This is a genomic window from Oryzomonas japonica, assembly GCF_008802365.1.
GTDB classification, from domain to species: Bacteria; Desulfobacterota; Desulfuromonadia; order Geobacterales; family Pseudopelobacteraceae; genus Oryzomonas; species Oryzomonas japonica.
Genome location: NZ_VZQZ01000002.1, coordinates 388,485 through 414,660 on the forward strand (window position 1 = coordinate 388,485; position 26,176 = coordinate 414,660).

The 26,176-nt window shown below is 54.9% G+C and carries 24 protein-coding genes; 13 read left to right on the top strand and 11 right to left on the bottom strand.

Features of this window, described 5'->3' with window-relative positions; genetic code table 11:
• Positions 1-6 precede the first annotated feature (6 nt).
• From clpB to F6V25_RS05065, 3 genes are all read right to left on the bottom strand, one after another.
• The gene (clpB, locus tag F6V25_RS05055; protein ID WP_151127522.1) at positions 7-2,634 is read right to left on the bottom strand and encodes an ATP-dependent chaperone ClpB; all 2,628 of its coding nucleotides are present in this window, start codon (positions 2,632-2,634) and stop codon (positions 7-9) included.
• Positions 2,635-2,726: 92 nt separating this feature from the next.
• On the bottom strand, positions 2,727-3,887 hold the full coding sequence (locus F6V25_RS05060; protein ID WP_151127523.1) for an HD-GYP domain-containing protein: 1,161 nt from the start codon (positions 3,885-3,887) through the stop codon (positions 2,727-2,729).
• Complete coding sequence (locus F6V25_RS05065) at positions 3,877-6,048, bottom strand: HEAT repeat domain-containing protein (RefSeq protein ID WP_151127524.1); 2,172 nt, start codon at positions 6,046-6,048, stop codon at positions 3,877-3,879. Before F6V25_RS05065 ends, F6V25_RS05060 begins: the two co-directional genes overlap by 11 nt.
• A 180-nt stretch (positions 6,049-6,228) precedes the next feature.
• On the opposite strand from F6V25_RS05065, the gene malQ reads away from it, so the two are divergent.
• The 3 genes from malQ (at position 6,229) to pgsA (ending at position 9,009) form a co-directional block, all read left to right on the top strand.
• The gene (gene malQ, locus F6V25_RS05070; RefSeq protein ID WP_151127525.1) at positions 6,229-7,725 is read left to right on the top strand and encodes a 4-alpha-glucanotransferase; all 1,497 of its coding nucleotides are present in this window, start codon (positions 6,229-6,231) and stop codon (positions 7,723-7,725) included.
• 140 nt (positions 7,726-7,865) lie between these two features.
• A complete protein-coding gene (locus F6V25_RS05075; protein ID WP_151127664.1) occupies positions 7,866-8,411 on the top strand; it encodes a lytic transglycosylase domain-containing protein in 546 nt (181 codons plus the stop codon).
• A 4-nt stretch (positions 8,412-8,415) separates the two neighbouring features.
• Positions 8,416-9,009, top strand: coding sequence for a CDP-diacylglycerol--glycerol-3-phosphate 3-phosphatidyltransferase (pgsA, locus tag F6V25_RS05080; protein WP_151127526.1), 594 nt, complete (start codon positions 8,416-8,418; stop codon positions 9,007-9,009).
• Positions 9,010-9,139: 130 nt separating this feature from the next.
• On the opposite strand, the gene F6V25_RS05085 is transcribed toward pgsA, so the two are convergent.
• Together F6V25_RS05085 and F6V25_RS05090 are read right to left on the bottom strand one after the other, a co-directional pair.
• Positions 9,140-9,799 (bottom strand): general secretion pathway protein GspB, encoded by a 660-nt coding sequence (locus F6V25_RS05085; protein WP_151127527.1) that lies wholly within the window; start codon positions 9,797-9,799, stop codon positions 9,140-9,142.
• Between the two features lie 12 nt (positions 9,800-9,811).
• Positions 9,812-11,503 carry an ExeA family protein gene (locus F6V25_RS05090; protein WP_151127528.1) on the bottom strand — a complete coding sequence of 564 codons (1,692 nt, stop codon included), beginning with the start codon at positions 11,501-11,503 and terminating at the stop codon, positions 9,812-9,814.
• Between the two features lie 145 nt (positions 11,504-11,648).
• On the opposite strand from F6V25_RS05090, the gene F6V25_RS05095 reads away from it, so the two are divergent.
• The gene (locus tag F6V25_RS05095) at positions 11,649-12,686 is read left to right on the top strand and encodes a KamA family radical SAM protein (protein ID WP_151127529.1); all 1,038 of its coding nucleotides are present in this window, start codon (positions 11,649-11,651) and stop codon (positions 12,684-12,686) included.
• Here F6V25_RS05095 and epmA read toward each other — a convergent pair.
• A complete protein-coding gene (gene epmA / locus F6V25_RS05100) occupies positions 12,667-13,575 on the bottom strand; it encodes an EF-P lysine aminoacylase EpmA (protein ID WP_151127530.1) in 909 nt (302 codons plus the stop codon). The genes F6V25_RS05095 and epmA overlap by 20 nt on opposite strands.
• A gap of 218 nt (positions 13,576-13,793) precedes the next feature.
• Here epmA and F6V25_RS05105 point away from each other — a divergent pair, with 218 nt between their 5' ends.
• On the top strand, positions 13,794-14,558 hold the full coding sequence (locus F6V25_RS05105; protein ID WP_151127531.1) for a substrate-binding domain-containing protein: 765 nt from the start codon (positions 13,794-13,796) through the stop codon (positions 14,556-14,558).
• A 164-nt stretch (positions 14,559-14,722) separates the two neighbouring features.
• Positions 14,723-17,173: a methyl-accepting chemotaxis protein gene (locus F6V25_RS05110; protein ID WP_191966082.1), complete on the top strand. Its 2,451-nt coding sequence runs from the start codon at positions 14,723-14,725 to the stop codon at positions 17,171-17,173.
• A 97-nt stretch (positions 17,174-17,270) separates the two neighbouring features.
• On the opposite strand, the gene efp is transcribed toward F6V25_RS05110, so the two are convergent.
• The 5 genes from efp to F6V25_RS05135 all read right to left on the bottom strand — a co-directional run bounded on the left by efp (position 17,271) and on the right by F6V25_RS05135 (position 21,198).
• The gene (gene efp / locus F6V25_RS05115; protein ID WP_149305757.1) at positions 17,271-17,834 is read right to left on the bottom strand and encodes an elongation factor P; all 564 of its coding nucleotides are present in this window, start codon (positions 17,832-17,834) and stop codon (positions 17,271-17,273) included.
• A gap of 90 nt (positions 17,835-17,924) precedes the next feature.
• Entirely contained in the window at positions 17,925-18,143 is a 219-nt protein-coding gene (gene infA, locus F6V25_RS05120; RefSeq protein ID WP_149210216.1) for a translation initiation factor IF-1, read from the bottom strand.
• A 121-nt stretch (positions 18,144-18,264) separates the two neighbouring features.
• The gene (locus F6V25_RS05125; protein WP_246166968.1) at positions 18,265-19,101 is read right to left on the bottom strand and encodes a hypothetical protein; all 837 of its coding nucleotides are present in this window, start codon (positions 19,099-19,101) and stop codon (positions 18,265-18,267) included.
• The gene (locus F6V25_RS05130; protein WP_151127533.1) at positions 19,079-20,422 is read right to left on the bottom strand and encodes an MFS transporter; all 1,344 of its coding nucleotides are present in this window, start codon (positions 20,420-20,422) and stop codon (positions 19,079-19,081) included. The genes F6V25_RS05125 and F6V25_RS05130 overlap by 23 nt, the downstream gene beginning before the upstream one ends.
• A gap of 59 nt (positions 20,423-20,481) precedes the next feature.
• Entirely contained in the window at positions 20,482-21,198 is a 717-nt protein-coding gene (locus tag F6V25_RS05135; RefSeq protein ID WP_151127534.1) for a hypothetical protein, read from the bottom strand.
• A 219-nt stretch (positions 21,199-21,417) separates the two neighbouring features.
• On the opposite strand from F6V25_RS05135, the gene F6V25_RS05140 reads away from it, so the two are divergent.
• From F6V25_RS05140 to F6V25_RS05170, 7 genes are all read left to right on the top strand, one after another.
• Positions 21,418-21,807 carry a hypothetical protein gene (locus F6V25_RS05140; RefSeq protein ID WP_151127535.1) on the top strand — a complete coding sequence of 130 codons (390 nt, stop codon included), beginning with the start codon at positions 21,418-21,420 and terminating at the stop codon, positions 21,805-21,807.
• Between the two features lie 130 nt (positions 21,808-21,937).
• Positions 21,938-22,225 carry an AP2/ERF family transcription factor gene (locus tag F6V25_RS05145; RefSeq protein WP_151127536.1) on the top strand — a complete coding sequence of 96 codons (288 nt, stop codon included), beginning with the start codon at positions 21,938-21,940 and terminating at the stop codon, positions 22,223-22,225.
• The gene (locus F6V25_RS05150) at positions 22,222-23,259 is read left to right on the top strand and encodes a replication initiation factor domain-containing protein (protein ID WP_151127537.1); all 1,038 of its coding nucleotides are present in this window, start codon (positions 22,222-22,224) and stop codon (positions 23,257-23,259) included. Before F6V25_RS05145 ends, F6V25_RS05150 begins: the two co-directional genes overlap by 4 nt.
• A 76-nt stretch (positions 23,260-23,335) precedes the next feature.
• Entirely contained in the window at positions 23,336-23,578 is a 243-nt protein-coding gene (locus F6V25_RS05155) for a hypothetical protein (protein WP_151127538.1), read from the top strand.
• 152 nt (positions 23,579-23,730) lie between these two features.
• Positions 23,731-23,994 carry a hypothetical protein gene (locus F6V25_RS05160; protein WP_151127539.1) on the top strand — a complete coding sequence of 88 codons (264 nt, stop codon included), beginning with the start codon at positions 23,731-23,733 and terminating at the stop codon, positions 23,992-23,994.
• Positions 23,995-24,526: 532 nt separating this feature from the next.
• Positions 24,527-24,742, top strand: a complete 216-nt coding sequence (locus tag F6V25_RS05165) for a major capsid protein (RefSeq protein WP_191966083.1) — start codon at positions 24,527-24,529, stop codon at positions 24,740-24,742.
• Between the two features lie 71 nt (positions 24,743-24,813).
• Positions 24,814-26,175 carry a hypothetical protein gene (locus tag F6V25_RS05170; protein WP_151127541.1) on the top strand — a complete coding sequence of 454 codons (1,362 nt, stop codon included), beginning with the start codon at positions 24,814-24,816 and terminating at the stop codon, positions 26,173-26,175.
• Position 26,176 lies beyond the last annotated feature (1 nt).

Consider the following 26,176-nt stretch of genomic DNA (forward strand, 5'->3'; position numbering starts at 1 on the left):
CGGGATTCATGGTGCGGTATGCGTTTCAGCTTCCCCGCTGACATCCAAAGCGCCATCCTTGACCTGCACCCGCAGTTTGCTCCCCTCCGCCACATTACCGGCAATGATGGCGCGCGCCACCCGGGTCTCCAGCTCCCGCTGCAGGTAGCGTTTGAGCGGCCGGGCGCCGTAGACCGGGTCATAGCCGGCCTGGGCGATGAAGCGCTTGGCCTCGTCGGTGATCTCAAGGGTTATGTGGCGATCCTTCAGTCGTTCCTTCAACTGCTCCGCCAGGAGGTCGGCGATGCGCACCACCTCATCCAGGTGTAACGGCTTGAAGAGTACGATATCGTCCACGCGGTTCAAAAATTCGGGACGGAAACTGGTGCGCAGTTCGTTCATAACGGCCTGGCGGGCGTCTTCCCGGATATCCCCATCGGGGGTGATGCCCTCCAGCAGGTACGGGGCACCGATGTTTGAGGTCATGATGATGACCGTATTCTTGAAGCTGACCATGCGTCCGTGGCTGTCGGTGACCCGGCCATCGTCCAGGATCTGCAGCAGGATATTGAAGACATCGGGATGAGCCTTCTCGATCTCGTCAAACAGAAGAACGCTGTAAGGCTTGCGCCGGACCGCCTCGCTCAATTGTCCCCCCTCCTCGTACCCAACATAGCCGGGAGGTGCACCGATGAGGCGCGATACGGCGAACTTCTCCATGTATTCCGACATGTCGATGCGCACCATGTTGTCTTCCGAGTCGAACAGGGCAGCGGCCAGGGTGCGGGCAAGTTCGGTCTTGCCAACCCCGGTGGGTCCCAGAAAGATGAACGAACCGATGGGACGCCGCGGGTCCTTGATACCGGAACGGGCGCGCAGCACGGCATCTGTCACCAGTCGGACCGCTTCGTCCTGGCCCACCACCCGCTGATGAAGGATATCCTCCAGGCGCAGCAGTTTTTCCCGTTCCCCCTCCACCAGTCTCGTAACCGGGATACCGGTCCAGTGGGCCACGATCTCGGCAATTTCGTCTTCGGTGACCTCCTCCCTCAGCAGTTTCTGCCCCCCCTGCTTTTCGCTCAGGGCTGCCTCTTCATTCTTCAAAGCGGTTTCCAGCCCCGGCAGTTCGGAATATTTGAGCTTGGAGGCCTGCTCCAGATTGTAGGAACGCTCGGCCTGCTCGATGTCGCGGCGAGTTTTCTCGATCTGTTCCCGCAGCCCCTGGATGCGCTGGATGGCTAACTTTTCCGTGTCGTAGCGGGCCCGCATGACGGAGGCCTTCTCCCGGTCAGAGGCCAACTCCCTGCGGAGCGCCTCCAACCGCTCCCGGCTGGCCGGGTCCTTCTCCTGTTTCAGAGCCTGTTCCTCGATCTCCAACTGCATGACCCTTCGGGATATGGTATCCAGTTCGGAGGGGAGCGAGTCGATCTCGGTACGGAGCATGGCGCAGGCCTCGTCCACCAGATCGATAGCCTTGTCCGGCAGAAACCGTTCGGTGATGTAGCGGTTGGAGAGGGTGGCGGCCGCCACCAAGGCATTGTCCTGAATCTTGACGCCGTGATGCACCTCGAACCGCTCCCTAAGCCCCCGCAGGATGGATACCGTGTCCTCCACGGAGGGCTGCTCCACCAGGACCGGCTGGAAGCGGCGTTCCAGGGCGGCATCCTTCTCGATATGCTGACGGTACTCGTCAAGGGTTGTGGCGCCGATGCAGTGCAGTTCCCCCCTGGCCAGCATCGGTTTCAGCATGTTGCCGGCATCCATGGCGCCTTCGGCCTTGCCGGCCCCCACGATGGTGTGCAGTTCGTCGATAAAGAGGATGATGCGTCCCTCGGCCTCCTTGACCTCGTTCAGGACCGCCTTGAGACGCTCCTCGAACTCGCCGCGGTATTTGGCCCCGGCCACCAGGGAGCCCATATCCAGGGCAAACACCGTCTTGTCCTTGAGCCCCTCGGGCACATCGCCCCGCACGATACGCTGGGCAAGGCCCTCCACGATGGCGGTCTTGCCGACCCCCGGCTCGCCGATCAGCACCGGGTTGTTCTTGGTCTTGCGCGACAGGATACGGATTACCCGACGGATGTCCTCATCCCGGCCGATGACCGGATCGAGTTTGTCGCTCCTGGCCATCTTGACCAGATCGCGGCCGTACTTTTCCAGGGCCTCGTAGCTGGCCTCCGGGTTGGCGGAGGTCACCCGCTGGTTGCCGCGCACGTCGGTCAGGGTTTTGAGAAATTTTTCCCGGTCGATGCCGGCCTGCTTGAGTATCCGGCCGGAAGGGAATTTGTCCCCTTCACCCAGAAGCGCCATGAAGAGGTGCTCTACCGAAACATACTCGTCCTTAAGCCGCTTGGCCTCGCTCTCGCCGGCCACCAGGATGCGCGACAGCCGCTGGGAGACGTAGATCTTGCCCGGCTCCGCTCCGGGGCCCGAGACGTGGGGACGACGGTCCAGTTCCGCCTCGACCTCCTTTTTGATCGTTTCGGGGCGGATATCCATCCGGGTCAGCAGGCGGGGCACCAGACCATCCTGCTGTTCCAGCAATGCCCAGAGCAGGTGTTCGCCGTCCACCTCTACGTGGCCGCTGGTTACAGCCTTGTTCTGGGCCTCTGCAAAAGCTTCCTGGGATTTTTGCGTCAAACGGTTGAAATCCATGATTCGTTCCTTCGAATAAAATAGAATGTGCTGCTCTCTACATAGTTTAGGTAAGCACAGAAGCGGGGAAAGTCAAGAAGGGGAGGGGGAGATTACGAGGAACGACGCGCGTCAACCATGCGCTTGAGTATGTTCAGAAAATTTCGGGCCAGGAGGGGGTGGAAATCGCTCCCGGATCTGTCCATGATCTGGCCGACGATGGCCCGCAGGTCCACCGGGGCACGGTACGGACGCCGGGTCCGCATGGCATCGAAGAAATCGGAGATCATGGTGATCTGGCTGCACAGGTTGAGGCGTCCCCCTTCTGGCGCCGCGGGATAGCCGGATAAATCGTACTTCATATGATGCTCGTAGGCGGTCACCACCGCCAGGCGGGGAACGCCGGGAACTTCCAGGAGATGCCGGGCGCCCCGAACCGGGTGCCCCTCCAACAGCTTGAACTCCTGGGGGGTCAGTTTGTCCTTCTTGATGAGAATCTCCTCGGGAATGAAGAGTTTGCCGATATCGTGCAGCATGGCGGCAATGCCGATATCGTGCAGCATCTGTCCTTCGATGCCCAGGGACATGGCCTGGGCCAGATTGAGGATGCAGACATTGGCGGAATGGGTGAAGGTGTACTCCTCGTCGCTACGCATGGTTGCCATGACCAGACGGGATTCGCCCTCCTGCCGGAAGGCGGCGATAAAACCGGACACGATCTCGACGATACCGGTCACCTTCATCTTCTGCTTCTTTTTCAGCGCACTGTAGATCTCTGTGAAACGGGCCAACTCTTCAGCCGGCAGGTCCTGCAGGGGAATGGGGCCCTGAGCGCCGTCTCCGTCGGACGAAGCGGCATATCCGTCGCCGCTTCCCTCACTGAGTTCCACTTGGCCGAAACGGATATGTTCGCTGGAGGTTAAAGCGGCCCTCCCCATTTCCTGACTGGCTAAAGCAGCGATGAGGGTGATGATCTCCTCGCGGTCAAGCCCCTCGATGAATTTCACATGACCGACCCCCCTGGATTTGAGTACCTCGGCAAATCGGTTCATGAAGAGGCTGAAGGAGGGCGGTTCACCGTTGATAATCAACTCATCCTCGATAACCGTGAGTGATATCTGCCGGGAGATGCCAAGGGCCGCGCTGATGCCTTTAAAGGCCGATTCGGCCAGACGGGCCACCTGAGGATGCCCCATGGTGTAGAGCGCGGCATTGGCGGTTGCCGAGAGTAGCGAGCGGATGGATTCCTGTATGATGAGGCTTTCACTGTCCATCGGATTTTATCCTGACGGTCCGTAGGGACTCTTCGGCCTGCCGCGCCAATTCGTCGCTCCCCTTGGCGATCTTTTCCAGGATCGGCAGAACGCTGGGAGGAGGATACCCTTCAAGGGAACGGACGATGTCGAGTTTGAGGCGGGTGAGCGCCTTGGCCCGGATCAGGTTCACGGAGCCCAGAACCTTGAGTAATTCGGGGAGGGCCTCCTCCCGCCCCATCTCTTTCAGGGAGGAAACGGCGGTACTTTTCAGCTCGATATCCAGTTGCGAAAGACCGCTTTTGGCGACAATTGCCAAAAGTTTCCTGAAAACATCAGGGGAACGGCTCTTCTCGGCCATGCCGATGGCCGCAAGCCGGACCTCCTTGTCGTTGCTCTCCAGGTCCCGCAGAAGCTGGCGTTCTGCAACCGGATCGTTATAGGAAAGCAGGGTGCGCAGGGCATCCTGCCGGACTTTGGGATTCATGCTCATAACCAAGGGCCGGAGGTGGGGGACGATTTCGGGATCGTCCAGGGAACGCAGCATGATGAGCAAGTTGCGCAGATAATACCAGCGTTGGTCGTCAAGGCGCGCCAGGATCGACTCCTTGGCGGCAGGGCCGAATTCCAGGAGGCAATCCATCATAAAACGCCGCAACGACATATTTTCTTCCTCGGCCAGACTATCCAGAAGCGGCCCGATGAACGGGGTTCCGATCGTTTCCACCAACAGGCGGATATCCTCAAAGCGGCTTTTGCCCCAGGTGGTAAGACCATTGAGGACCTCCTCCAGAAAGTCGCGACGGCAAAATTGTTCCGCGAGGTGTTCCCTGAATGCCGGGGGAAGGGCAGGGGAGTTTGCCTGTTCAATGATCCCAAGCAATTGATGGTAATCGCCGGTCTGGAGCAGATAACCGCACATATCCCCCAGGTTCTTGGCGAGGCTCTCCGTTTCCGCCGGGTCGTCCGCGGCAGTCACGAGACGCAGGATGATCTGGCCGACGCAGTTTTCCAGCCAACCGGCCTGCATGGTTTCCCGCAAGAGACCGAGTTCCTGGCGGGAGGAGGAAAACGCCATGCCGGAAGAGGGACGTGGCAGAGCCGTCACCCCGCCGTCCTGGAATCTCGGCTCCTCCGCAGCATGCTCGCTGAAGATGATGCGTAATTTTTCCTGTGCATCATCTTCAGCAATTTGGGAAAAGGGCAGCGAATCGTGAGCCCCGCTGGCAGAGTGCAGGGACAACCGTTGCAGGAGCGTCATGATTGCCGGCGAAACCGTGACCCTGTTGCTGCCGATATCGTCCAGAATTCCTGCAATCACCTGGTCTGGCATGTGTCCGAGGATGTCTTCGAGTGCTGAATGTGTACCCAACGCGCCGATATCGAAGGATTTTGATAGGAATGTGCGACGGAGGTCGGGGTCCAGGTTCGCCACAAAGGCTGCAATCCGGCTACCGGGAATGTGACGGTTGGTGGCATCTTCCCGGCCCCCTTCTTCCGGTTCGATCAAGTCGGCGAAGATGTCGATGTACTCGTTGTCCTCGTCGGCACCCGATTCGCGGTACCGGCGGTTCAAGACCTGGGCCAGCTGTTTCGGGTCAATCCCGGCCGCATCGTCCGCATCGCCGAAGCCGAGCGAACCTCCCAGCAATTCGCGGGCAAACCGTTCCCAGAGCCCTTCGCCGGATTGTTCCATCTTCAATGAGCCGGTCAGGGCATCATCCTCGGTGGCGCTGAACAGGTCATACCGGATGGCGCGCATGCCAAGGGCGGTGATGTGCGACTGCTCCCAGACCTTTTCGATCCCACCCTGAGCGCTGAGTTCCTCCCGTTTGAGTCCCAGAATCAGGTTAAAGCTCTTGAGCTCTTGGACGTTCAGGCCCTTGTGGAAGATCAAGGCGCCGATGCCGTGCTCGAAAAGCGCCCCGGCAAAATCGCGAAAGACAAGATTCGATTTGTCGAGGGAGGCGTTCTCCACCAGCAGGGCATTTTTTGCGGCGGCAACGACGATTTCGTCATGCGCCTTCATTAATTGTGCGTACAGAGCAACCACCTTGTTCAAGGAGGCGTTGATGATAGGGTGCCCATCGGGATAGGACTTGAAATAGCGGAGCGAGATATTGAGCTCGATGATCAGGGACGCCAGAAGCCTAGTATCGATAGTGCCGGTCGGTATGTCCAAGGGCTGTTTATTCATAGGGCCGTAGAATAGATGAGAGGGAAATGATTCGTAATGTAAAAACTATACCCGAAAGATGCCGATAATTGTATTGTATTTTAATGTATGTCAAAATATTGATTTTATTTGCAAAGTCAGGTTGTATATGGCTTAATCGCATCAATACGCTTCAGGGGGCACACAATGCTGAAGAGACGGAGTTGCGGGGTCCTACTTCATCCAACATCGCTTCCAGGACACGACGGCATCGGCACGCTGGGAGACAATGCGCGAAAGTTCGTGGATTTATTGTCAACCATGGGGATGAGTTACTGGCAGGTGCTCCCTCTGACCCCGCCCGCCTGCGGCAACTCCCCCTATTCATCATTGTCGGCCTTTGCCGGCAACCCCCTCTTGCTGGACCTCCATCAGCTTGCCCAGGAAGGAGACCTGCCGCTTGAGGTGGCCTGCAGCCTCTTTCCCGAAGAGCGGGTGGACTATGGGGGCGTTTCCGATGTGAAGCTCGGCCTGCTCCACCAGGCCGCGGCAACCTTCCTTGCCGCCGAAAGAAGCTCTCGGACCGAGGAGTTCTGGCATTTCTGCAATACGACACCCTGGCTGCACGATTTTGCGCTTTTCATGGCGCTCAAACAACATTACAAGGGAAAAAGCTGGCAGAAATGGCCCCGGGAAGCGGCGCTGCTGACGGCGGAAACCTATGAAAAGGCTTCGCTGAAGTTGGGGCCTGAAATTGGAGCCCAGAAATATCTGCAGTGGCAGTTTTTCCGCCAGTGGCAAGCTTTGCGGTCATATGCCGCAAGCCGGGGGGTCTCGTTTATCGGCGACATACCTATCTTTGTGGCCTATGATTCGGCAGATGTCTGGCGCAACCGCGACCTCTTCCTGCTTGACGGCCAGGGTAAACCGACCGCCGTTGCCGGCGTGCCGCCCGATTATTTCTGCAGGACCGGCCAACTCTGGGGTAATCCGCTGTATGACTGGGAAATATTGGAGCGGCAGGGATTCAATTGGTGGGTCGAACGTTTCCGCCATGCATTTGCGCTGTTCGACGGTGTGCGCATCGATCATTTTCGCGGTTTTGAGGCGGCTTGGCAGGTGCCCGCCAATGAACACACGGCAGAGCGGGGCGTGTGGGGGGCCGGGCCGGGAGGACGCCTGTTCGAGGCGGTTCGGTCGGCACTGGGAGAGTTACCCATTATTGCCGAAGATCTGGGGGTCATCACCCCCGAGGTTGAGGCATTACGTGACCGTTTCGGCTTTCCCGGCATGAAGATTCTGCAATTTGCTTTTGATTCCGGTCCGGCCAACCCCTATCTGCCCCACAATTGTGTCAGAAACTGTGTTGTCTACACCGGCACCCACGATAACGATACTACCCTGGGATGGTATTCCAGCCAGGATGAGCACCACCGTAGCCTGGTACGGGACTATGTCGGCTCGAACGGGCGCGATATTGTCGCAGATATCATCAGGACGGCCTTGATGTCCGTGGCCGATACTGTTGTCATACCGTTCCAGGATATCCTCGGCCTGCCGGGTACAGCCCGCATGAATCTTCCCGGTACGGCATTCGGAAACTGGGAGTGGCGTTTTTCCTGGGATATGGTCCGCCGAGGCTTGGCGAGCGAGATGGACAGCAGGTTGGAACGCTACGGCCGGCGTCGCGGGAGCATGCCGTGACCGGTACCATGTCGATTTGTTCTTGAACAATTCATACTTATTTGGGATTATGAAAAATTATGCGACTCGATCAAATCATCAGCAGGAAGAGGATAGCCTTCTGCGTAGTGGCAGGAGTGTGGTTCGCGAATCTCCCGGTCATGCCCGCCCATGCCGATATCTATCGCTATGAGGATGCGGAAGGGATCGTCCACTTTACCGATGCCCCCACGGACAAACGCTTCAAGGTCTTCATGCGCGACCTCAAAAAGGACCGGCAATTACGCACAAGATTGAAATTCGCCGCCTCGGTCAACCCGGCGGAATACGATCATATCATCAAGACCTATGCGGATAAGTACGGGGTCAACCAGTCACTCATCAAGGCGGTCATCCATGCCGAATCCGGATACAACCCCAACGCTGTTTCCCCCAAGGGGGCCAGCGGCCTGATGCAACTCATGCCAGGAACCGCCAAATCCCTCAAGGTCAGCAACAGCTTCGATCCGAAGGATAATGTGGAAGGTGGGGTGAAATACCTCCGTTTTCTGCTGGACACGTTCCGCGGCGATGTTTCCCTGGCCGTGGCCGCCTACAACGCCGGACTGAACAAAGTGGCCAGATACGGGGGCATCCCTCCGTACGCCGAAACCCGCACCTATGTCAACCGGGTGCTATCTTACATGCAATCCTACCAGGCGAACTGAATTCATGACGACGCGCACATCCCATCCCATACTCAATATCCCCAATATCCTGACCATGCTCCGGATCGCTGCCATTCCGCTCATGGCGTTTCTGCTCCTTGCGCCGGACCAGCAGGCGGGTTTCTGGGCCGCGGCGGTTTTTGCCCTGGCGTCAATCACTGATTGGCTGGACGGCTACCTGGCGCGACGCATGGGGATTGTCACGGTGTTCGGCAAGTTTCTCGACCCCATTGCCGACAAGTTGATCGTGATGGCGGCCTTGATCATGATCCTCCCCTTTGGGAGGGTGCCCGCCTGGATGGTGCTGGTGGTTTTGGGGCGTGAGATCATTATTACCGGACTGCGAGGGATCGCGTCGAGCGAGGGGATCGTCATTCCTGCCAGCGATCTGGGCAAGTTCAAGACGATCTTCCAGATTGTGGCTATTCTGGGGTTGGTGTTGCATTACGATTACAACTGGCTGTTCGGGATCGACAATCCGTTGGTGCATGTCAACATGCATAATGTGGGGATGTTTTATCTCTGGATCGCAACCCTGCTGACCATTTGGTCGGGGGTGGACTATCTGGTGAAATTTGTCAGGGTGATCGTGCGCTGACGGTTGGAAAACAGCAATTCTACCACAAAACCGCAGAGAAGCAGAGGAAATCACAGGGCTTTTCAACGATTCTCAAATCCGTCTTTGAAATATTTATCTCTATGGCTCTGTGGCACATGTTTTTTCCGGGTTAATTGGACTTGCCCAGGGGGACATCGAACTTCTCCCCCCCATAGCTGAACCGAATGTGATCCTTCCCGATATCTTCGACCTTTACCCCTTCAACCGTTGCCCCAACAAAGACCGTGTTCCCGTTGACCACGGCAAGGCTGTCGGCGCTGCCGAAATGGTAGGCGATACCGTCCACCCTGAGGGTGGGGATACGCTTGGACGGCGCGGGCGGTACGGTAACAACCGGCGGCGCCACGGCTCCCGGCTTCGCTTGTCCCGCCGTTGCAGGCATGGCGGCACGGGTATGTTTGGGAGGCTTGGCATGGGGCACGGCCACGGAAACCGGGACCGGTGCATCTTGTGCCTGGCGGCGCGGCCGGTCGGCCGGTACGACCTTCACCGGGTCTTCCGTAACAGCCGCCCTGGGGGGGATGGTGCGCTCCGGCGACGTGACATTGGGTGCTGCGGTGCCGGCCGGATTGGCCCCGCGTTTCACATACAGGTACGTAAACAGGGAACCGCAGATGAAGAACAGAACCGCCAGCAGGGTAACGTTGCGATAGGGGAACCGGGACGAGCTTCCGCCACGCAGGATTTCCGTATCGATCTTGAGGGCGTCCGGTGTCCGGGCCGATTTTTCTTCTTCCAGCTTTTTCAGCGCTTTGAGGATGGAACTCATCTGTTTACCCGATCAATTTCCCTTAAGGGAAGGGATGTTGGCGTTTTTATCGTACGACACAAGCGCAGCTAGGGTCAGTTCCCCCACCAGATCGTCCACGGCGATGCCGTGAGAGTGCTGAAACTCCCGCACGGCCGCGGCGGTTGCATCGCCGTAGATGCCGTCGAATGGCCCATGGTACGGCCCGGCCTGTTTGAGGAGCCGTTGCAGGGTTCCGATTTCATTCCGATGCTCTCCGGGCGTAATTGTGACCGGAACGCGGCCGATATTTTTCCAGACAAGATAGAAGGTCCCGTTTACCAGGGAGGCCAATTCCTTCTTCTCGATAGTGCCCTTGCCGAACAGGGCGGGGGAAACGGTGACGCCATCGCCGCGAACCGCTGTCACGGCAAGGCAGTAGGGCCCCAGTTCGCCCGATACCCTGGTGACCGCCAGGAAGGGAAGACCAAAACGGATAGCCTCGTCAAGCGTTCCCTTGAAGGGGGTCAGGCGCAGTCCCCGCTTGGCGGCAAGACGCGAAAACGTATCCGGGGTTGTCAGCCGGACACCGACCGCGCCGTAGGATTGCCCCCGCCACCGGCCGATGAGGGCGTTCAGGGCATGCAGATGGGTGCTGACCTGATCGTAGGAGAGGAGTTCCTGCTCCACGCTGGAGATCCGGCGGGCAGCCGATGCCGATAGCGGTGGTGTCTTGACGGACGAACCGCCTGCTTTGGCAGGTGGTTTTGCATCGGGCGGCTCCGTCGTTGCTGGGGCAGGGGAGCGGGCCAGCAGGCTCTGTCCCACGTGCAAGAGGCGACCGGACTGCCACTGTGCAGCCCAAAGCGCCAGGAACATAACTATAATGACGGCAGCGATCATCGTTGCCATGTGCCGTGGCGCAAACCGATTCCGCGGCAGATTGAGAATCTCCCTGATGGCTCTGCTGATGATGCCGGCGCTGATGTCCCTGCGCTCGTCGCCGTAGGCGATCAGGAGAGCCCGGTCGCAGAGAATGTTGATCATGCGGGGAACGCCGCGGGTATAGAGATATATGTATTTGATGGCGTAACGGCTGAAGGAAACCCCTCCGCTTTCGCCGGCCACCTCCATGCGATGGCGGATATAGGCGCGGGTTTCATCCATGCTGATCGGGCTGAGCCGGTAGCGAACGGCTATTCGCTGATTGATCTGGCGCAGTTCCGGTTTGGACAACAGGTGTTCCAACTCAGGTTGCCCGGCGAGGATGATCTGGATGAGTTTATCATCCTCGGTCTCCAGGTTGGAGATCAGCCGGATCTGTTCCAGGGTTGCCGGATCGAGGTTCTGTGCCTCGTCGATGACCAGAACAACGGTCCTGCCGTTGGTGTTTTCCTCCAGCAGAAAACGGTTCAGGACCGCCAGGAGTTCATTGGCATAAGGACTGCTGGCGTCGATACCGAACTCGTTGTTGATACTGCGCAGCAGTTCCACGCCGGTCAGGCTGGGGTTGAAGATCAGGGCCGTTCGGTAGTTCTTGTCCTGAAGCTGCCCCAACAGGGTGCGCAATACCGTGGTCTTGCCGGTGCCCACTTCGCCGATCAGCTCAATAAAGCCGTAGTGGCTGTTGATGCCGTACAGAAGATGGGCGAACGCTTCCTTGTGATGTTTGCTGAGGAAGATAAAACGGGGATTGGGCGTCAGGGTAAACGGTTTTTCTTTGAATCCGAAATATTTGGTGTACATGGATACCGCCGTCGTGCAGCACAACAGATGATTTTAATCTGTTGTATATTTCACATAATATGGTTATTTTCAAGACAATTCGGTCTTGCAGACGGATTGCCGTCCCCCGCGAATCGATTCAACCTCAACCGGAAAGCATAATCTCATGAAATACATCAACTACTCAAGTGTAACCATTGACAAACTCACGATAAATAAATCACAACTCCCGGCTATAAGGTCGGTGGCGGTCCGCTATCCGTTCCTGGTCTCATCATCCTATGCCGGACTGATTCAAGAGCCGGGCGATGCCATCTGGCGCCAGTGCATCCCGGATGTGCGGGAGCTTGAGGATGACGGCCAGCTTCCCGACCCGTTGGCCGAGTCGTCCCTCAGCCCGGTTCCCGGTTTGATCCATCGCTACCCCGACCGGGTCGTGTTGCTCGTATCGAACCGCTGCCCAGTGTACTGCCGTTTCTGCATGCGAAAGCGCCATGTAGGGTGTGGGGATCAACCTCCCGGCACTGAGCGCCTGGAGCAGGCAATGGCCTACATCGGGGCGACACCGGCCATCCGGGATGTGACGCTTACCGGCGGCGACCCGTTCATGCTCGACGATGCTTCCCTGTACGACATCCTCACCCGTCTGCGCGCCATCGCACACGTTGGCATAATCCGCATCGGTACCCGCATGCCGGTCACCCTGCCGGAGCGCGTGACCCCGGAGTTGTGCGCCATGCTGAAGCGCTTTCATCCGCTCTACGTCAACACCCATTTCAACCATCCCGCAGAGATCACCGCTGCATCGACGGCCGCCTGCGGCCTGCTGGCTGATGCCGGTATCCAGATGGGCAATCAGACGGTGCTCCTGAGGGGGGTCAACGACGACATAGCGACCATGCGCGAATTAATGACGGGGCTGCTGGGCATCAGGGTACGGCCATACTATCTTCACCAGATGGATTTGGTCAAAGGCACGGCTCATTTCCGCACGCCCCTGGCCAGCGGCCTTGAGATCATCCGGGCGTTGCGCGGTCATATCTCGGGTTTGGGGGTTCCCCACTACGTGATCGACCTGCCGGGGGGCAAGGGAAAGGTGCCCATCTTGCCCGATCAATTTGAGCGGGACGGCGACGTGGTGTTTCTGACCACCTACCGTGGCGAGCGGGTTGCCTACCGAGACATTATAGCTCCTCCGGCGTAAAGGCGATAACATCGTCGATTCTGTCCGCGTCGGCGCAGAGCATGACCAGCCGGTCGATGCCCAGTGCAATTCCGGCGGCTGGCGGCATATCCCCCAGATCGGCCAGAAACGGTTCCGGGAGGGGGAGGGACGGGAGCCCGGACCGGAGCCGTTTGTCGTTGGCCTCCAGAAAGCGCGCCCGCTGTTCCCGGGGATCGTTCAGCTCGCTAAAACCATTGGCAAGCTCCAGGCCTCCGGCGTACAGCTCGAACCGCTCCCCGACTGTCGGGTCGCCCGGTTTGAGGCGGGCCAGAGAGGCCGCTTCGGCCGGATAATCCATCAGGATGGCCGGCACATCCTGCGGCAAGGCCGGTTCTATGGCGGTAACCATGATCTCGTCGAATGTGCCGTCGTGGAGAGCCGCCTCCATGGTTGTTCCGCCGAAACGCTCGAACGCCTCGCGGACCGTTATCCGCCCGATACCATTATTTACCTCGATCCTGCGTCCCCGGTACGACAGCGTTGTCCCTCCGCAAACCGTTTCAACAACAGATTTCAGCAACTCCTCGCAGTCTCTCATGAGAGCAAGATAGTCGCCATCGGCCCGGTACCACTCCAGCATGGTGAATTCCGGCACATGCCTCCTGCCACGTTCATTGCTTCGCCAACAACGACAGATCTGGAAGATATTCCCATACCCACGGCACAAGAGCCGCTTCATACAGATTTCCGGCGAGGTTTGGAGGTGGCAGGTATCGGAACGATAGGGCTCGATATGCTCTTCGGGGGCGTTGGCCGGAATACGGTGCGGGGTCTCGACCTCCAGAAATCCGCGTGAACGGAAAAACTCCCTGATAGTTTGAATTACGCGGGCCCGCAGGTGGAGATTAGCCAGACGAGATAACGACATGATCCATCCTTTTTATGGAATCAGTTACACCACAAGACTAGCACAGCCCACCCCACCCAACAAGCTCAACCGGTCATTCGATACCGTAAACACCAATAATCAGACTAAGTTTCATTTTTACATGCATTTAGCTTGAAAAGCCGTCATTTCTAGTATAAATTTCTCATTAGATTGTACCATCATGACTGGGTAGATACCACAGAGGGAGGGGCCACAACATGAAGAGGATCGTACTTGCACTGGCTTTTGTAACGGCTGTTATGGCAGGAGGCACCAACACGGTTCACGCGGATGAGATAAAGGTCGGCGGCGGCGGCGCGCCAATCGACAACTTCATCCGTCCGGTTCGCGACAGCTTTGAAAAGAAAACCGGCAACAAGATCAACATCGTCTTTACCAGTGCCACCATATCCTTTAAACAGTTGGCCAACAACGAGATCGATATGAGCGCTGCCGGCTCGACCTTCGACGAACTCCTGGCCAGCGCCAAAAAAGACGGGCTCGATGTCAAGGACCCGGCTGCCTATCATCATACGGTCATCGGCCAGGGCAATATCTATGTTGTGGTCAACAACAACAATCCGGTGGCAAAACTGACCGGGGAGCAGGTCAAGGGGATCTTCACCGGCAAGCTTTCCAACTGGAAGGAAGTCGGCGGCAATGATGCCCCCATCATCGTCGTCCTGAGTAACCAGAATCCCGCAACCATGGGGTCGTTCAAAAAACTGGCTCTGAATAAGGAAGAGTATGCCAAGGACGTAATCGAGGCGGCCAAATTCGAGGACATCAGGAATGTCATCGCCTCCAACCCCGAAGCTGTTGGGTTCGGCCCCTATTCGATCATCGATGCAACGGTCAAGAAGGTGGAGACCCCTGACTACGCGCGCCCCATCATCGCCGTGACCAAGGGGAAACCTTCCCCGAAGGTGCAGCATTTGATCGATTACATTAAGGGCGAGGGTAAGCAGTTCACCAAGAACTGAGGGGTATCTGCCGAGAGCGGAGCAGAAATGCCCCGCTCTTTCATTCATTTCTTTGCTCGTTTTCCCAATAATCCATCAGTTTCATTTCCCGCTGCATCAGCACGGACACACGGTTGTTATGCGTGCGATGCATGTACGGAGCGAGACCTGCCAGGGGCACTTTCATGACGATCAAAACCAAATTGACGCTGAATGTCGTTATTGTCATTATTATCATTGCCGTAGTGGCTGTCGGCAGTATTGTAGGTATGAGCTTTATAAAGACAAAACTCCAGTATCTGACCCAACGCAGCACCCCGTTCCAGATGCGGACGGTTGAATTCCAACGTTTTATCCAGAGCGCCACAGCATCCCTTATCAAGGTGGAGACATCCCGCAATCAAACGGAATATGGCGCGGCCAAGCCCGCCGCCGAAAAAGCCCTGGCAGAAGTAAAAACCGCCCAGGAAAATCTCGAGGCGCTTTCCAGCGATACCAAGAACCAGACCTATGACGAGTTTGTTGCCGTGGCAACCGACATCTACTCCGTGACGGAGAGCAAGCTCAAAGCCGAGGCCGAGGCCAGCGCCGCCAGCAAAACCATCATCGACAAGATTCGCGAAAGCAACCTGAAGCTGCGAGAGCTTGACAAGAAGATTCAGGGGCTGCAGAAAACATCCTCGTCGTTGTACTCAAAATCCATCGAAACGACGAAGACGGTATCAAGCAAAGTCCGCGGCATCGAGATGCTTAAATTGTCGCTCAAGGACCTGCAACTGAACCTCTTCGACCTGCAGAGGGCGACAACGAGGAAGGCGCTCATCCTGGCCCAGGGAAAATTCAACACTTCCCTCAACAAAACCCAGCAGAATGACTACCTCAAAACTTCTTCACACCTGGCGGGCGAACTCCACCAGATTACCGTTAAATCCGCCGAGTTGACCAAGTTGCTCAACGCATCCATTGCTCAGGCCACCGCCGATACCTCCAACCGGGACACCCTGGTCAAGGAGGTCAACGACAAGATCGGTGCAATGATGCTCGTCATCGAACAGGAGATGACGACAGCAGGCGAGACCTACAATACGGAAACCGGACGCCAGGGAGGGCTCTTCAACCAAAATAGCACGGCTACCGGAATCCTCGTGGATAATTCGGAGCTTATCTCGCTCGGACTTACGGTTGAGGGTATGTCGTCGCGCCTGTTCACCCTGGCTACGGCCAAGGAGGTAACCGATGCCGAAGGAGAAATTCAGCGCACCTTTGTCCGCATCGACAAGCTGCGGGGCGAACTGGACAGAAAACTGACTAGTGTGCGAGCCCATCAGGAGGTGCAGATCCTGCGCGGCGTTGCAACCAGCCTCGCATCCATCAGAAATCTGCTCTTGGCGAAGGACGGGGTAATCTCCAAGATCCAGAACAGGATCGCCATGGAGGCGAAGGCTGCCGCCGTAACGGTCAAAATGAACGAGATTGTCTCCAAACAACTGGAACGGGGGAAAAGTACCGTCAGTGTTGCCCAGGGCGACCAGGAAAAAGCGATCCTCACCGTCAACAGGATGGTTAACTTTACGACGCTTCTTATCGTCGGCATCAGTATCGGTGCAGTGATATTCGGCATCATATTCGGCATTTGGGTTTACCACTCCATCTCCCGGCCGTTGAACACCCTCCAGCGGGTTTCCAGCAGCGTGGCCAACGGAGAGTTGAACACCGATATTTCCGGAGCTGGAACTGATGAAATCGGTAAGGTCCAGGAATCCATGGCCGTCATGGTCGGCAATCTGCGCGATATGGTCGCAAAGATCAAATCGGCGACCTTCAGCCTGGCGAGCAGTTCCGATCAGATGTCGACCACCTCCACCTCCCTGGAAAAGGGAGCCGGGGAACAGACCGCCCGCATCGAACAGTCGGCGGCGGCCATCACGGAAATGTCCCAGACGACACTGGAAGTGGCGCGAAATACTGCCGAGACATCCGAAGCTGCGGAAAACATGAAGCGAATCGCCATGGATGGCAAAAACGTGATGCAGAGCACGATGACGGAATTGATGTCGTTTGCCGACATGGTGAAAGATGCGTCCCAAAAGGTAGAGGATCTGGGGGCGCAGTCGGAGGAGATCAACAACATTGTCACGCTGATCAAGGATGTTGCCGATCAGACCAATCTGCTGGCGCTCAACGCGGCCATTGAGGCGGCCCGCGCCGGCGATATGGGACGAGGATTCGCCGTGGTCGCCGATAGCGTCCGGAAGCTGGCGGAACGCACGACCGAAGCCACGGATGACATCGCCCGCACCATCACCAAGATGCAATCCAGCGTCACGGAGTCTGTGGGCTGTATGAAAACGGAGCGTGAATCGGTAGAGAAGGTTCTGGAACACGTCAATCAGACCCTGGCATCCATCGACGGCATAGTGACCTACGTGGGCCAGGTCACCGACATGGTCCAGCGTATTGCGGTGGCCACGGAGGAGCAATCATCCACCTCCGAAGATGTGTCGAAAAATATGAACGAAATAGCGGGTATCACCCGGAATATTCAGGGCTCATTCACCGATATCAAAAATTCGTCGGTGAGCCTTTCCGCACTCGCCTCGGAACTGAATGTCATGGTCGAGTGGTTCAAGGTGTAGCTGTTTTGCAGGTGAGAACGCAACAAAAAGCCCCGTCTTTTCAGGCGGGGCTTTTTGTTGCCGTGTGCTAAAGGGAAAATTTTGCGCTGTTGTACGGTTATCCTTTAACGCGGGTGGAATACTCACCGTTCCGGGTGTCGATGGTAATCAGTTCACCCTCGTCGATGAAAGGCGGCACCCTGAGGACGTATCCGGTTTCCACCGTGGCGGGCTTGGAATCGTTGCCGCTGGTATCCCCCTTGGCCCAGGTCTCCGTCTGGATGACGCGCAGGTTGACGAAGTTGGGAAGCGCAACGCCGATGGCCTTTTCACCGAACAGCATGACATCCACCTTGAGGTTTTCCAGCAGGAAGTTTTTGGCATCGCCCATGGCCTCTTCCTCCATGACGACCTGTTCGTAGGTCTGCTGATCCATGAAGGTGTAGTGGGTGCCCTCTTTGTAGAGGTACTCCATCTGGCGCTCCTCCAGGCTGGCAGGTTCGAAGGTTTCTCCGGAACGATAGGTGCGGTCGAGGATGGTTCCGTTGATCATGTTGCGCATCTTGGTCCGATAGAGCGCCTGGCCTTTACCCGGTTTGGTAAAGTCAAAGGCGATGACGATGTAGGGATCACCGTCGAGAGTAATCTTCAGCCCCTTTTTCAGATCTGCTACTGTGTACATTCGTTCCTCACTGAAATAAATTGGGTATTCGAAATACGACAAAGCCCATCTTGAGGACGGGCCATCGTACCAGCCGGCTCGTAGGGAGGGTTATTTGGCGCGATAGGTGATCCGGCCGCGGCTCAAGTCGTAGGGGGACAGTTCGACCGTCACCTTGTCGCCGGGAAGTATTTTGATGAAGTATTTTCGCATCTTACCGGAAATATGGGCAAGGACTACATGGTCGTTTTCCAATTTGACACGGAACATGGCGTTAGGCAGTGGCTCGATGACGGTTCCTTCTACTTCAATCGCTTCTTCTTTGCTCATACCGAAGGGGACTCCTCATGTGTTCATATGTTACGAAACTTTCTTACATTACTGACAGTCTCGCAAAATTGCAAGTCCAATTACGCTGATTTGCTCAATTATCGATGCTTTTGCTGAACCCTTACGGGAGGTTAATGGTCAATTGCGTGGTGATCGCCGGTTTTCCGCCGGGTATGGCACCGTTGTCCGCCGGGGAAAGGCGGTAGAAAGGATTGAAAATAACCATGCCAACCAGCAAGGCAACCTGTTTGGAAAAGGCCCAGCTGCCGGCAAAGCTCATCTCCCCGTTGGGGTTGTTGCCCCCCATATATTCCACGCCAAGCCAGAGCTTATCCGAAAGCTCCGTGATTGTGCGATCCCAGGACACCAGAATGCCGCTGTTGTTGCGCTTGGTGTTGGCCGGCGTCGCCAAGGCGCGTTCAGACCCGTAATATCCGCCGCAGGTAAGCCGGCCAACCAGCGGCAGGGTTTTGGCAGCCAGGAGGTAGGCAATGTTCTGCCGCGTGGAGATCCCATCCTTGATTTCCGGCTTGTCGTATGTGCCGAGATTGTACATACCGACGGCAAAGGCGGGTGAACCATTGGCAACCGCATTCTCGACAGTGGCCAGCTTCACGTTGAAGGAGAAGGGGTGGGTATCGGCCTTGGAACCGGTGCCGGTTGTGGTGTAATCAACCCCCGCCTCCAGTTTGAGTCGTTCCCAGGGAAGCAGGCCGGTTACGACACCGACATTGTACAGGGAACCTCCAGCGTCGGGCGCGTCCGATAACCGGGCATAATTGCTGATATTGACAGCGACTTCCTTGAGCGCCTTGGCATCGGTTGACGGGATATTGATCTGCGCCGTGGGGCCGGCTAGGGCAGGGCTGCACGAAAGGGACAGAACCGTGGCTGCCATCGTCATCAGACGCGCCAGGGGTATCATCGTGGCCGGCCTATCGAGTATGTTCTCGTTCATGCTGTTCTTCCCCCTGTGCCAACGGCCGTCCGTTGGCAACGTCCATACCGAGTGTGATTTCACGGATAATCCCCATGCGAATATAAATCGGACGGATCTTCTCCCGGATTTTGGGGAGGTTCCGGGCAAAAATCCCCGCACCGACCAGACAAAAGCCTGCCCCGATCAACAACGTGTACCGGACGCCGACGATGTCGGCCATTGCCCCGGCGCCGAGACTCCCGAACGGCGCCATTCCCATGAAGGCCATGGTAAAAAAGCTCATGACCCGTCCCCGTTTATCCTCTTCAAGGATGGTTTGGAGTATGGTGTTGCACGACGCCACCAGTGTGATGGAGCCAAACCCCGCCATGGCGAGTGCGAAAAGGGAGAGAGGGAGATAGCTCGACAGGGCGAACAATGCGATGCCCACGGCGAAGAGGATGACGGCCAAAACGATTATCCTGCCGAGCCCCACAACATTCCTGCGGGAAGCGAGGTACAGCGTGCCGATGAGCGCGCCGCAGCCGGCCGCGGTCATGAGAAAGCCAAAGGTATGGGCGCCGCCATGGAGGACCTCCTTGGCAAAGACCGGGATGAGAACGATATAGGGCATCCCCATAAGGCTTACAAAAGCTACAAGCAGCAGAATACTCCGTATCGGGCTAAAGCCGAAGGCATAGCTGAACCCTTCACGGAGCTCTTGTATGACATGCCGTTGCCGGAGGCGGGGAGGGCGGGGCGCGATTCGCATAGCTGCGAGCGCTATAATGACTGCCAGGTAGCTGACGCCGTTGATAATGAAACAGACACCTTCGCCCGCCGACGCAACGAGGATTCCGGCAACGGATGGCCCAATGAGGCGGGCGCCGTTCACCATGGAGGAATTGAGGGCAATGACGTTGCCAAGATCCTCCCGATGTTCGACCAACTCCACGACAAAGGATTGGCGTATGGGAATCTCGAATGCCGTGATGGTGCCAAGGAGAAGGCTGAGCAGAACAATCAGCCAGATCTGGGCGAAACCAGCCAGGACGGCGGTTGCCAAAAAAGCGGCCTGGAACATGGCAAACGTCTGATTGATCATGAGAAGGCGGCGCCGATCCCAGCGATCGGCCAGCACGCCGGCGACAGGAGCTATGAGGAGGGTGGGGATCTGGCTGGTAAAACCGATAACACCAAGGAGAAGGGCCGAGCCGGTCAGACGGTAGACGAGCCAGCTCATGGCCACCTGCTGCATCCAGGTGCCAACGAGGGATATCCCTTGGCCGGCAACGAAAAGCTGGTAATTCCTGGAGCGCAATGCCCTTAGCAGGCCATGTTCACGGGAGTTTACGCCCACGATTAGCAACCCTTAGGGGACATGATAGCCCCACATCCTGTACGTTGGCATCGAAAGCGTTATTTTTTGAATATTTTCTCAATAATATCGACTTGATCGACCACGGCTGCGGCCAGTTTGCCATATTCATCGGGGGTTTTCGCCACTTCAAAGCGCTTCATGATTTCGGCAAACTTCTTTACTTCCTTTATCCCGCCGCGTGCTGTGACTTGCGGAATCAGCTGTTGCCATGCCAAGTGCAGCTTGGAAACCGTGTCGGAAAGTTCGAAAACGTTTTCAGTCTCCGCGAGTATCTCCAGCTTGCGGCCGCAAAAGCCAATGACCGCAACGTTTATCGGCGTAGCGGCACTACTGGTTTCTGCCAACCGTGCGCCGAGCAGCATAATCTTGTTTGCTGATTTCATTGAAACTATTCGGTCTTGTGCGGCAACGGCCCGCTCAAGATCCGATGTGGCGCCCATAAGATTTTTATAGTAGGGCATATCCTTGTCGTGCATGATTCCAGAGATGGATTGTTCAGCTTTAATAATAGAATTAATTTTTTTATCGAGATGCTTCCAGTGGTTTGTCTTGGATTTCTCGTAAATATCCCTGGCGTTGCCGATCAAAATTTCAAATTCGTTCACAGAGGCGTTAGGAACTGGCAGATTGGCAGCAGCGATGGCCCTGAACTGCCCGGCAAAACAGACCGGTACACCAAAAACGAAAGTGGTCAGCAACAAAATTACAACCACTCTGGGAATGCCATAAACTTGAACCAACTGTTTTTTATTCATATATCTTTCACGACTATTCTGCCAAGGCAGATAATTTTTGTGGTTGGTGCAACCGTACAACGAAAGGTCACATCAAATATTATTACGCTCAATCATCGTATTTTTCAAGGGGGGTTATATTCTGAGCGGCCGGGGTGCGTCGTTGGACGTTACAGTCACCCTTAAGTAAATGTCCCATAAGTTATATTATGTAAAGTACAGCTTATGGAGGCATTTAACGTGAAAACAAGTATTTTGGAATTAAAACTTAGTTCATCACTTCAAGAATACCGTGTAACGTATGAAGATGACAGGCCGATCATCCATATTTCGCAAGCTCGTTGGTACTGCCTCGGTAGTGGTAATCCCGTAACTTATCCAAATGTCATGGTTTATTGCTATACCTGCGGCGGTTACATCAGCGAGGCTGTAGACCTTGGAGATGAGTTCCACCGCTGCCCCTTCTGTGGTCAGGTTTACGACCATGCTCCCGCAAATTATTATCGTCCTCCGGCTCCCCCCACACATAAGACCGTTTCACATACCCTTCCATCTGGCCGGGTCGTTCGCCGTCGGGTTCCCCTCGATCAGTCGGATAGTCAACTCGATTTGTTCGGAGGTGGCCGATGAACATGATCGAGTGTCCTTGCTGTGGCTCTGTAATTCGTCGCTTCGATTCGGCATGCTTCTATGGTGAAGCTACCTGTTTTCCGTGTGCTGCTTGGGCCTCTGGTATTTTTGCGCTTGGGGGGTCTCCACGGTGAATATCCTTAATCGTAAACCTTTAAAATTTCGCAGTTCTGCGACTCGTGATCTTTGTCAGGCTTCCAAGCGCTCCTCTTTGAAATTCAAGTGTGGCAATAAGACTGGCTATTTTGGTGTAAAGCTCCGTACTGATGGCCGTTTTGATGCTTATATTTCTGTTGACGGTAAAAAAATATACTGTGGTATGTCCTCAACTGCTGCGGGCGCTGCTATCGCTTATGATCGCAAGGCAATTGAAATATTTGGTGAACTGGCGGTTTTGAATTTTGGAGGTTTTGAATGACGAGCCCCCGGTCAAATGACAAGGGGGCGGAAACTATATCCGCTCCCGCTGAAAACAGGGTCTTGATAGATTTTTTGTCCTGGAGCCTTAAGGTTAATGACCCTATAGATGCCCTTAAGATGTCGGGTTTTGATGTTAATCTGTTTACCCAATGCGATATCGGGGGCAACGGCTATAGGAAGTCATATCGCTATGGCAATATAGTCTGTTTCTATGACGGTAACGATGGCATGGGCTGTCACATATCCATGTCCGGTCAGGGGTGCCGTCAATTCGAGCAGCTTGACGGCTCCGCCCATTGCTGGGAATACCTCCTCCATGATCTGTTTGCCCATGAGGCAAATTTCGCCCGTATCGACATTGCTATGGACAACGTCGACGGTCGACTCTCTTTGCCTCGTATTCGTCAGGCCGTCGCAACAAAGTCAGTCCGTAGCCGCTTCAAGCGCTACAGGAAAAACATGGAAGGTACGCTCTCTCGCAATTCACAGGAGCGTGACTCTGAAACGATCTATTTCGGCTCCCTGAGTTCCCGTATTTGTATAAGGTTTTATGATAAGGCGGCAGAACAGGAAAAGAAGAACGATCTTCCTCCCGGCTCTCTCGGTCATTGGGTCCGTTGCGAATTGGTGATACGCAAGGAACGTGCACAAGAAGCCGTTAAACATATCCTCAACGGCGTCGATGTTCCGAAGCTCGCATGTAGCGCCCTGAACAACTATGTATCCATCGTCAAGGTTACCAGCGAAAATCTCTCTCAATGCAAAATGCGCCGTTGGTGGGCTGCATGGCTTTCCACCACGGAAAAGCTCAAGCTTACTACCCAAAAGGCTCAAAAATTCGTACTTGACATAATGATGCACGTCGAGCGTCAATATTCTGCAAGTTTCGCCATGATTAAGAAGTATTTAGGCTCTGCCCGTTTTGTGGACTTTATGCACGGTCTTATTGAGGATGGCCGGGATAAACTGGGTAAAAAGCACGACTTGATAATAGCTGCTTCACGTGCTCCGGCATTAGATTTGCCCTTCTAATATGATAAATAGGGCATCCGTAAAATCTCGTTGTTGAGTTTAAGCCAACACTATTGAGTTACACACTGGAGTCTGTATGCAAAAACTACCGCCGTCTGAATTTCGCTTCGGCAACTATGGCGCTGATATCCCGTTTGATATCTATATGGACACTGGGAAGCTTATTGAGTGGATGTCCGCACGGGCGGTAGGATACGGTACGGAGTCGGAGTACAGACAAATTCCCGGACAAGTCGCAGTGATGTTTGAGTTAGAGGATTTTGGTAGGTACTGGTCACATATTCCTGACTATATTTTCAACGAGTTCTTAATGATGTGAGTAAGTGGTTTACTCAGCCGTCAACGACTTATTACGGATACCCGATAAATATATATGTTTTATATTAGTTTATCATGTTGAATATATAAGCACCTTCTGTGGTATACCATTTTACACAAGATACATACTACTTGCGTAAAAAGGGGTACATCATGGGAATGGTAGTTGACAAGGCGCGTATCACTGGTATTTACGGCAGTTTCACAACCTCAAAAAGTGGCAAGCATTTCCTTGCCATTGTCTCTCCCGGTCCCAAAATCGACAAGGTACGGGTTGAGCAGGTTCCTGCTATTCCTGAAAATGTCGTTTTCGGCACTCCTGTCAACGTCGCCATGTTGGAAGCTGAACAGAAATTTCAAGACTTCAACGGCTCGTTCTCGACCGCCAAGGCCGTTCAGGTTCTTCCGGTTAAGTGACTTTCGACCCGTTTGTCATAACGGGTAATCCCGTGTTTGACGCGTTTTTCAGCCTGACGTTTGTTTTTGTCATGGTTTCTGTAGGCCCGTCGCTCCTGTTCAAGCTGTTTAAGTGGTGATCTATGTCTTATGACCTTCTAGCGGCCTATTTAACGCCAAATCAGTTTTATTCACTCTCCGGCCTTGCCGGCATCGTTTGTGCCGCTCTAGTCGGGATAATCTGGTCTAGGGGGCTTTAAACTGTAGTTTAAGGGGGTGGTGAAATGTCCATGTACTTTTGCAGTCATTGTGATGAATTTCTTGATTCCGAATTTGACGATTTAGGCGAAGAGAAGGTTTATGTCCTCTGCGATGATTGTAGAGATATGGGGTTTGGTGAAGACGATGATTAGCATCGACCTTTCCCTTTATTGGGTTTGCGTAGGCGCTGTTGTGGTAGCACTGGCCAGTGCGTGGGGCTTTCGGCGCGTGAAAGCGCTTCTTTCACGATAACTGCTTTTGGGCATACAAAATTACTATGGAGGTTTTTCCCATGTTGAAAAAGCTTGCTGGTCTGTTTCTCGCAATTTGTACTGTCATCGGCACCGCTCTTTCGAGCTTTGCCGCCATGTCTGCTGCTGACATCACGGCAACAACCACCGGCATCAGCGATGCTCTGACGCTGTTCTATACCATCGGCGGCGCGATTCTGGTCGTCATGGCCTCCATCTGGGGCTTCCGCAAGATTCAGGGGCTTCTGGGCCGTTAATCCCTACGGCCGTAATAATTGGGGAGGGTTCGCCCTCCCCTTTTTTGTATCTTTCGTGATCGGTGGACATTATGCGCAAATTTATTATTTCAGTCCTGTTGATCGTTACCCTCGCGACCTCGTCAAATGCTTTTTTCCCCTTGGCTTTCCCTGCAATTCCTACCGCCCTGTACTACGTTTCAGCTGGTGCTCATGCTGCTCTATTAGCTGGACTGGCTTATTATATGACCGCCGGTGCTTCAAGCCAAGTTTCTGCCTCTGGCTCTATTTCTCGTCCATCAAATGCTGCTTGGATTGATTTAACTGCTTCACCTCCGGCTTTAAATACTAAGTCACTTTCTGCTAATATGAGTTATTCTGATCTTATTGCGCTATCTGCTGACAAATCAAAATATCCTTTGACTAATTCTGCTCTTTATCAGGTTCCTGATTGTTCACCTAAGGTTTCATCTAAGGTCGGTGATGTTATTTCAACTCCGTCTGGTTATCATACTGTTACAGGCATCCTCTTTAGTTCTAGTATCTCTAACACTTACGCTAATATTACTACTTTTATATCTCCTTATGATGTTGAGGTTACTGGTGCTAAAGATAGTTATGCTAAAGGGCTTGCTTTAGATGTCAGATTTTCCTATGGTTCTCCTGTTGCTCCCACACCCCCTTCACAGCCTGCTACTCCTGCACAAGTTTCTCAACGTCTTGCTGCTGCCGGTGTTCCCGGCCCGGTTAAATCCGCTTTACAATCTGAGCTCGATAATATGTTTCGTGACCCTAATTATGTTCCGACCTTTACGGATGATACTACCGGCCTTCCTGATATCCCCCCTGACCCTTCCCATGTTGCGACACCTGCCCAGGTCGCCACATATAATGCTAACGGTCAAGCTGCTGCATCTGCTCAAGCTGCCGCCAGTTCTTCCGGTGCTGCTGCCAGTTCCGCTCAAGGTTCCGCTGATAATGCAAAGAATGCTTATATTGCTTCCGGTGGCGACCCTGCTACTGGCGCCGGTGGCGACCCCTCTCTTTATCAAAAGTATCTCGATGCTAAGTCTTCTGCTGATAAGGCTGCGGCTGACGCTGCCGCTGCTCAAGCTGCTGCTGATAAGCTCGCTGCTGAACAGACAAAGGATGCTAACGTTACAGCTCCTGGGGTTCCCGCTGACAATACTTATAATACCGATGTTACTGCCCCAGATAAGAAGGATATTAAAAGCCTTCTCTCTTCGCTTCTTTCCAGTTCTCCGCTTGTCTCAATGGTCAAATCTTTCACGATCACAGCCACCGGTGACCCTGTTATCCATATTGGTATGGTTTATGGTCAAGATTTGAGTTTTGATTTTAACCGATATACTTCAACGTTTTCGGCACTTGGTGGCATTTTTTTAATTATCTGTCATGGGTTCGCAATTCTCGTCATTTTCAAGGGGTGGTGAT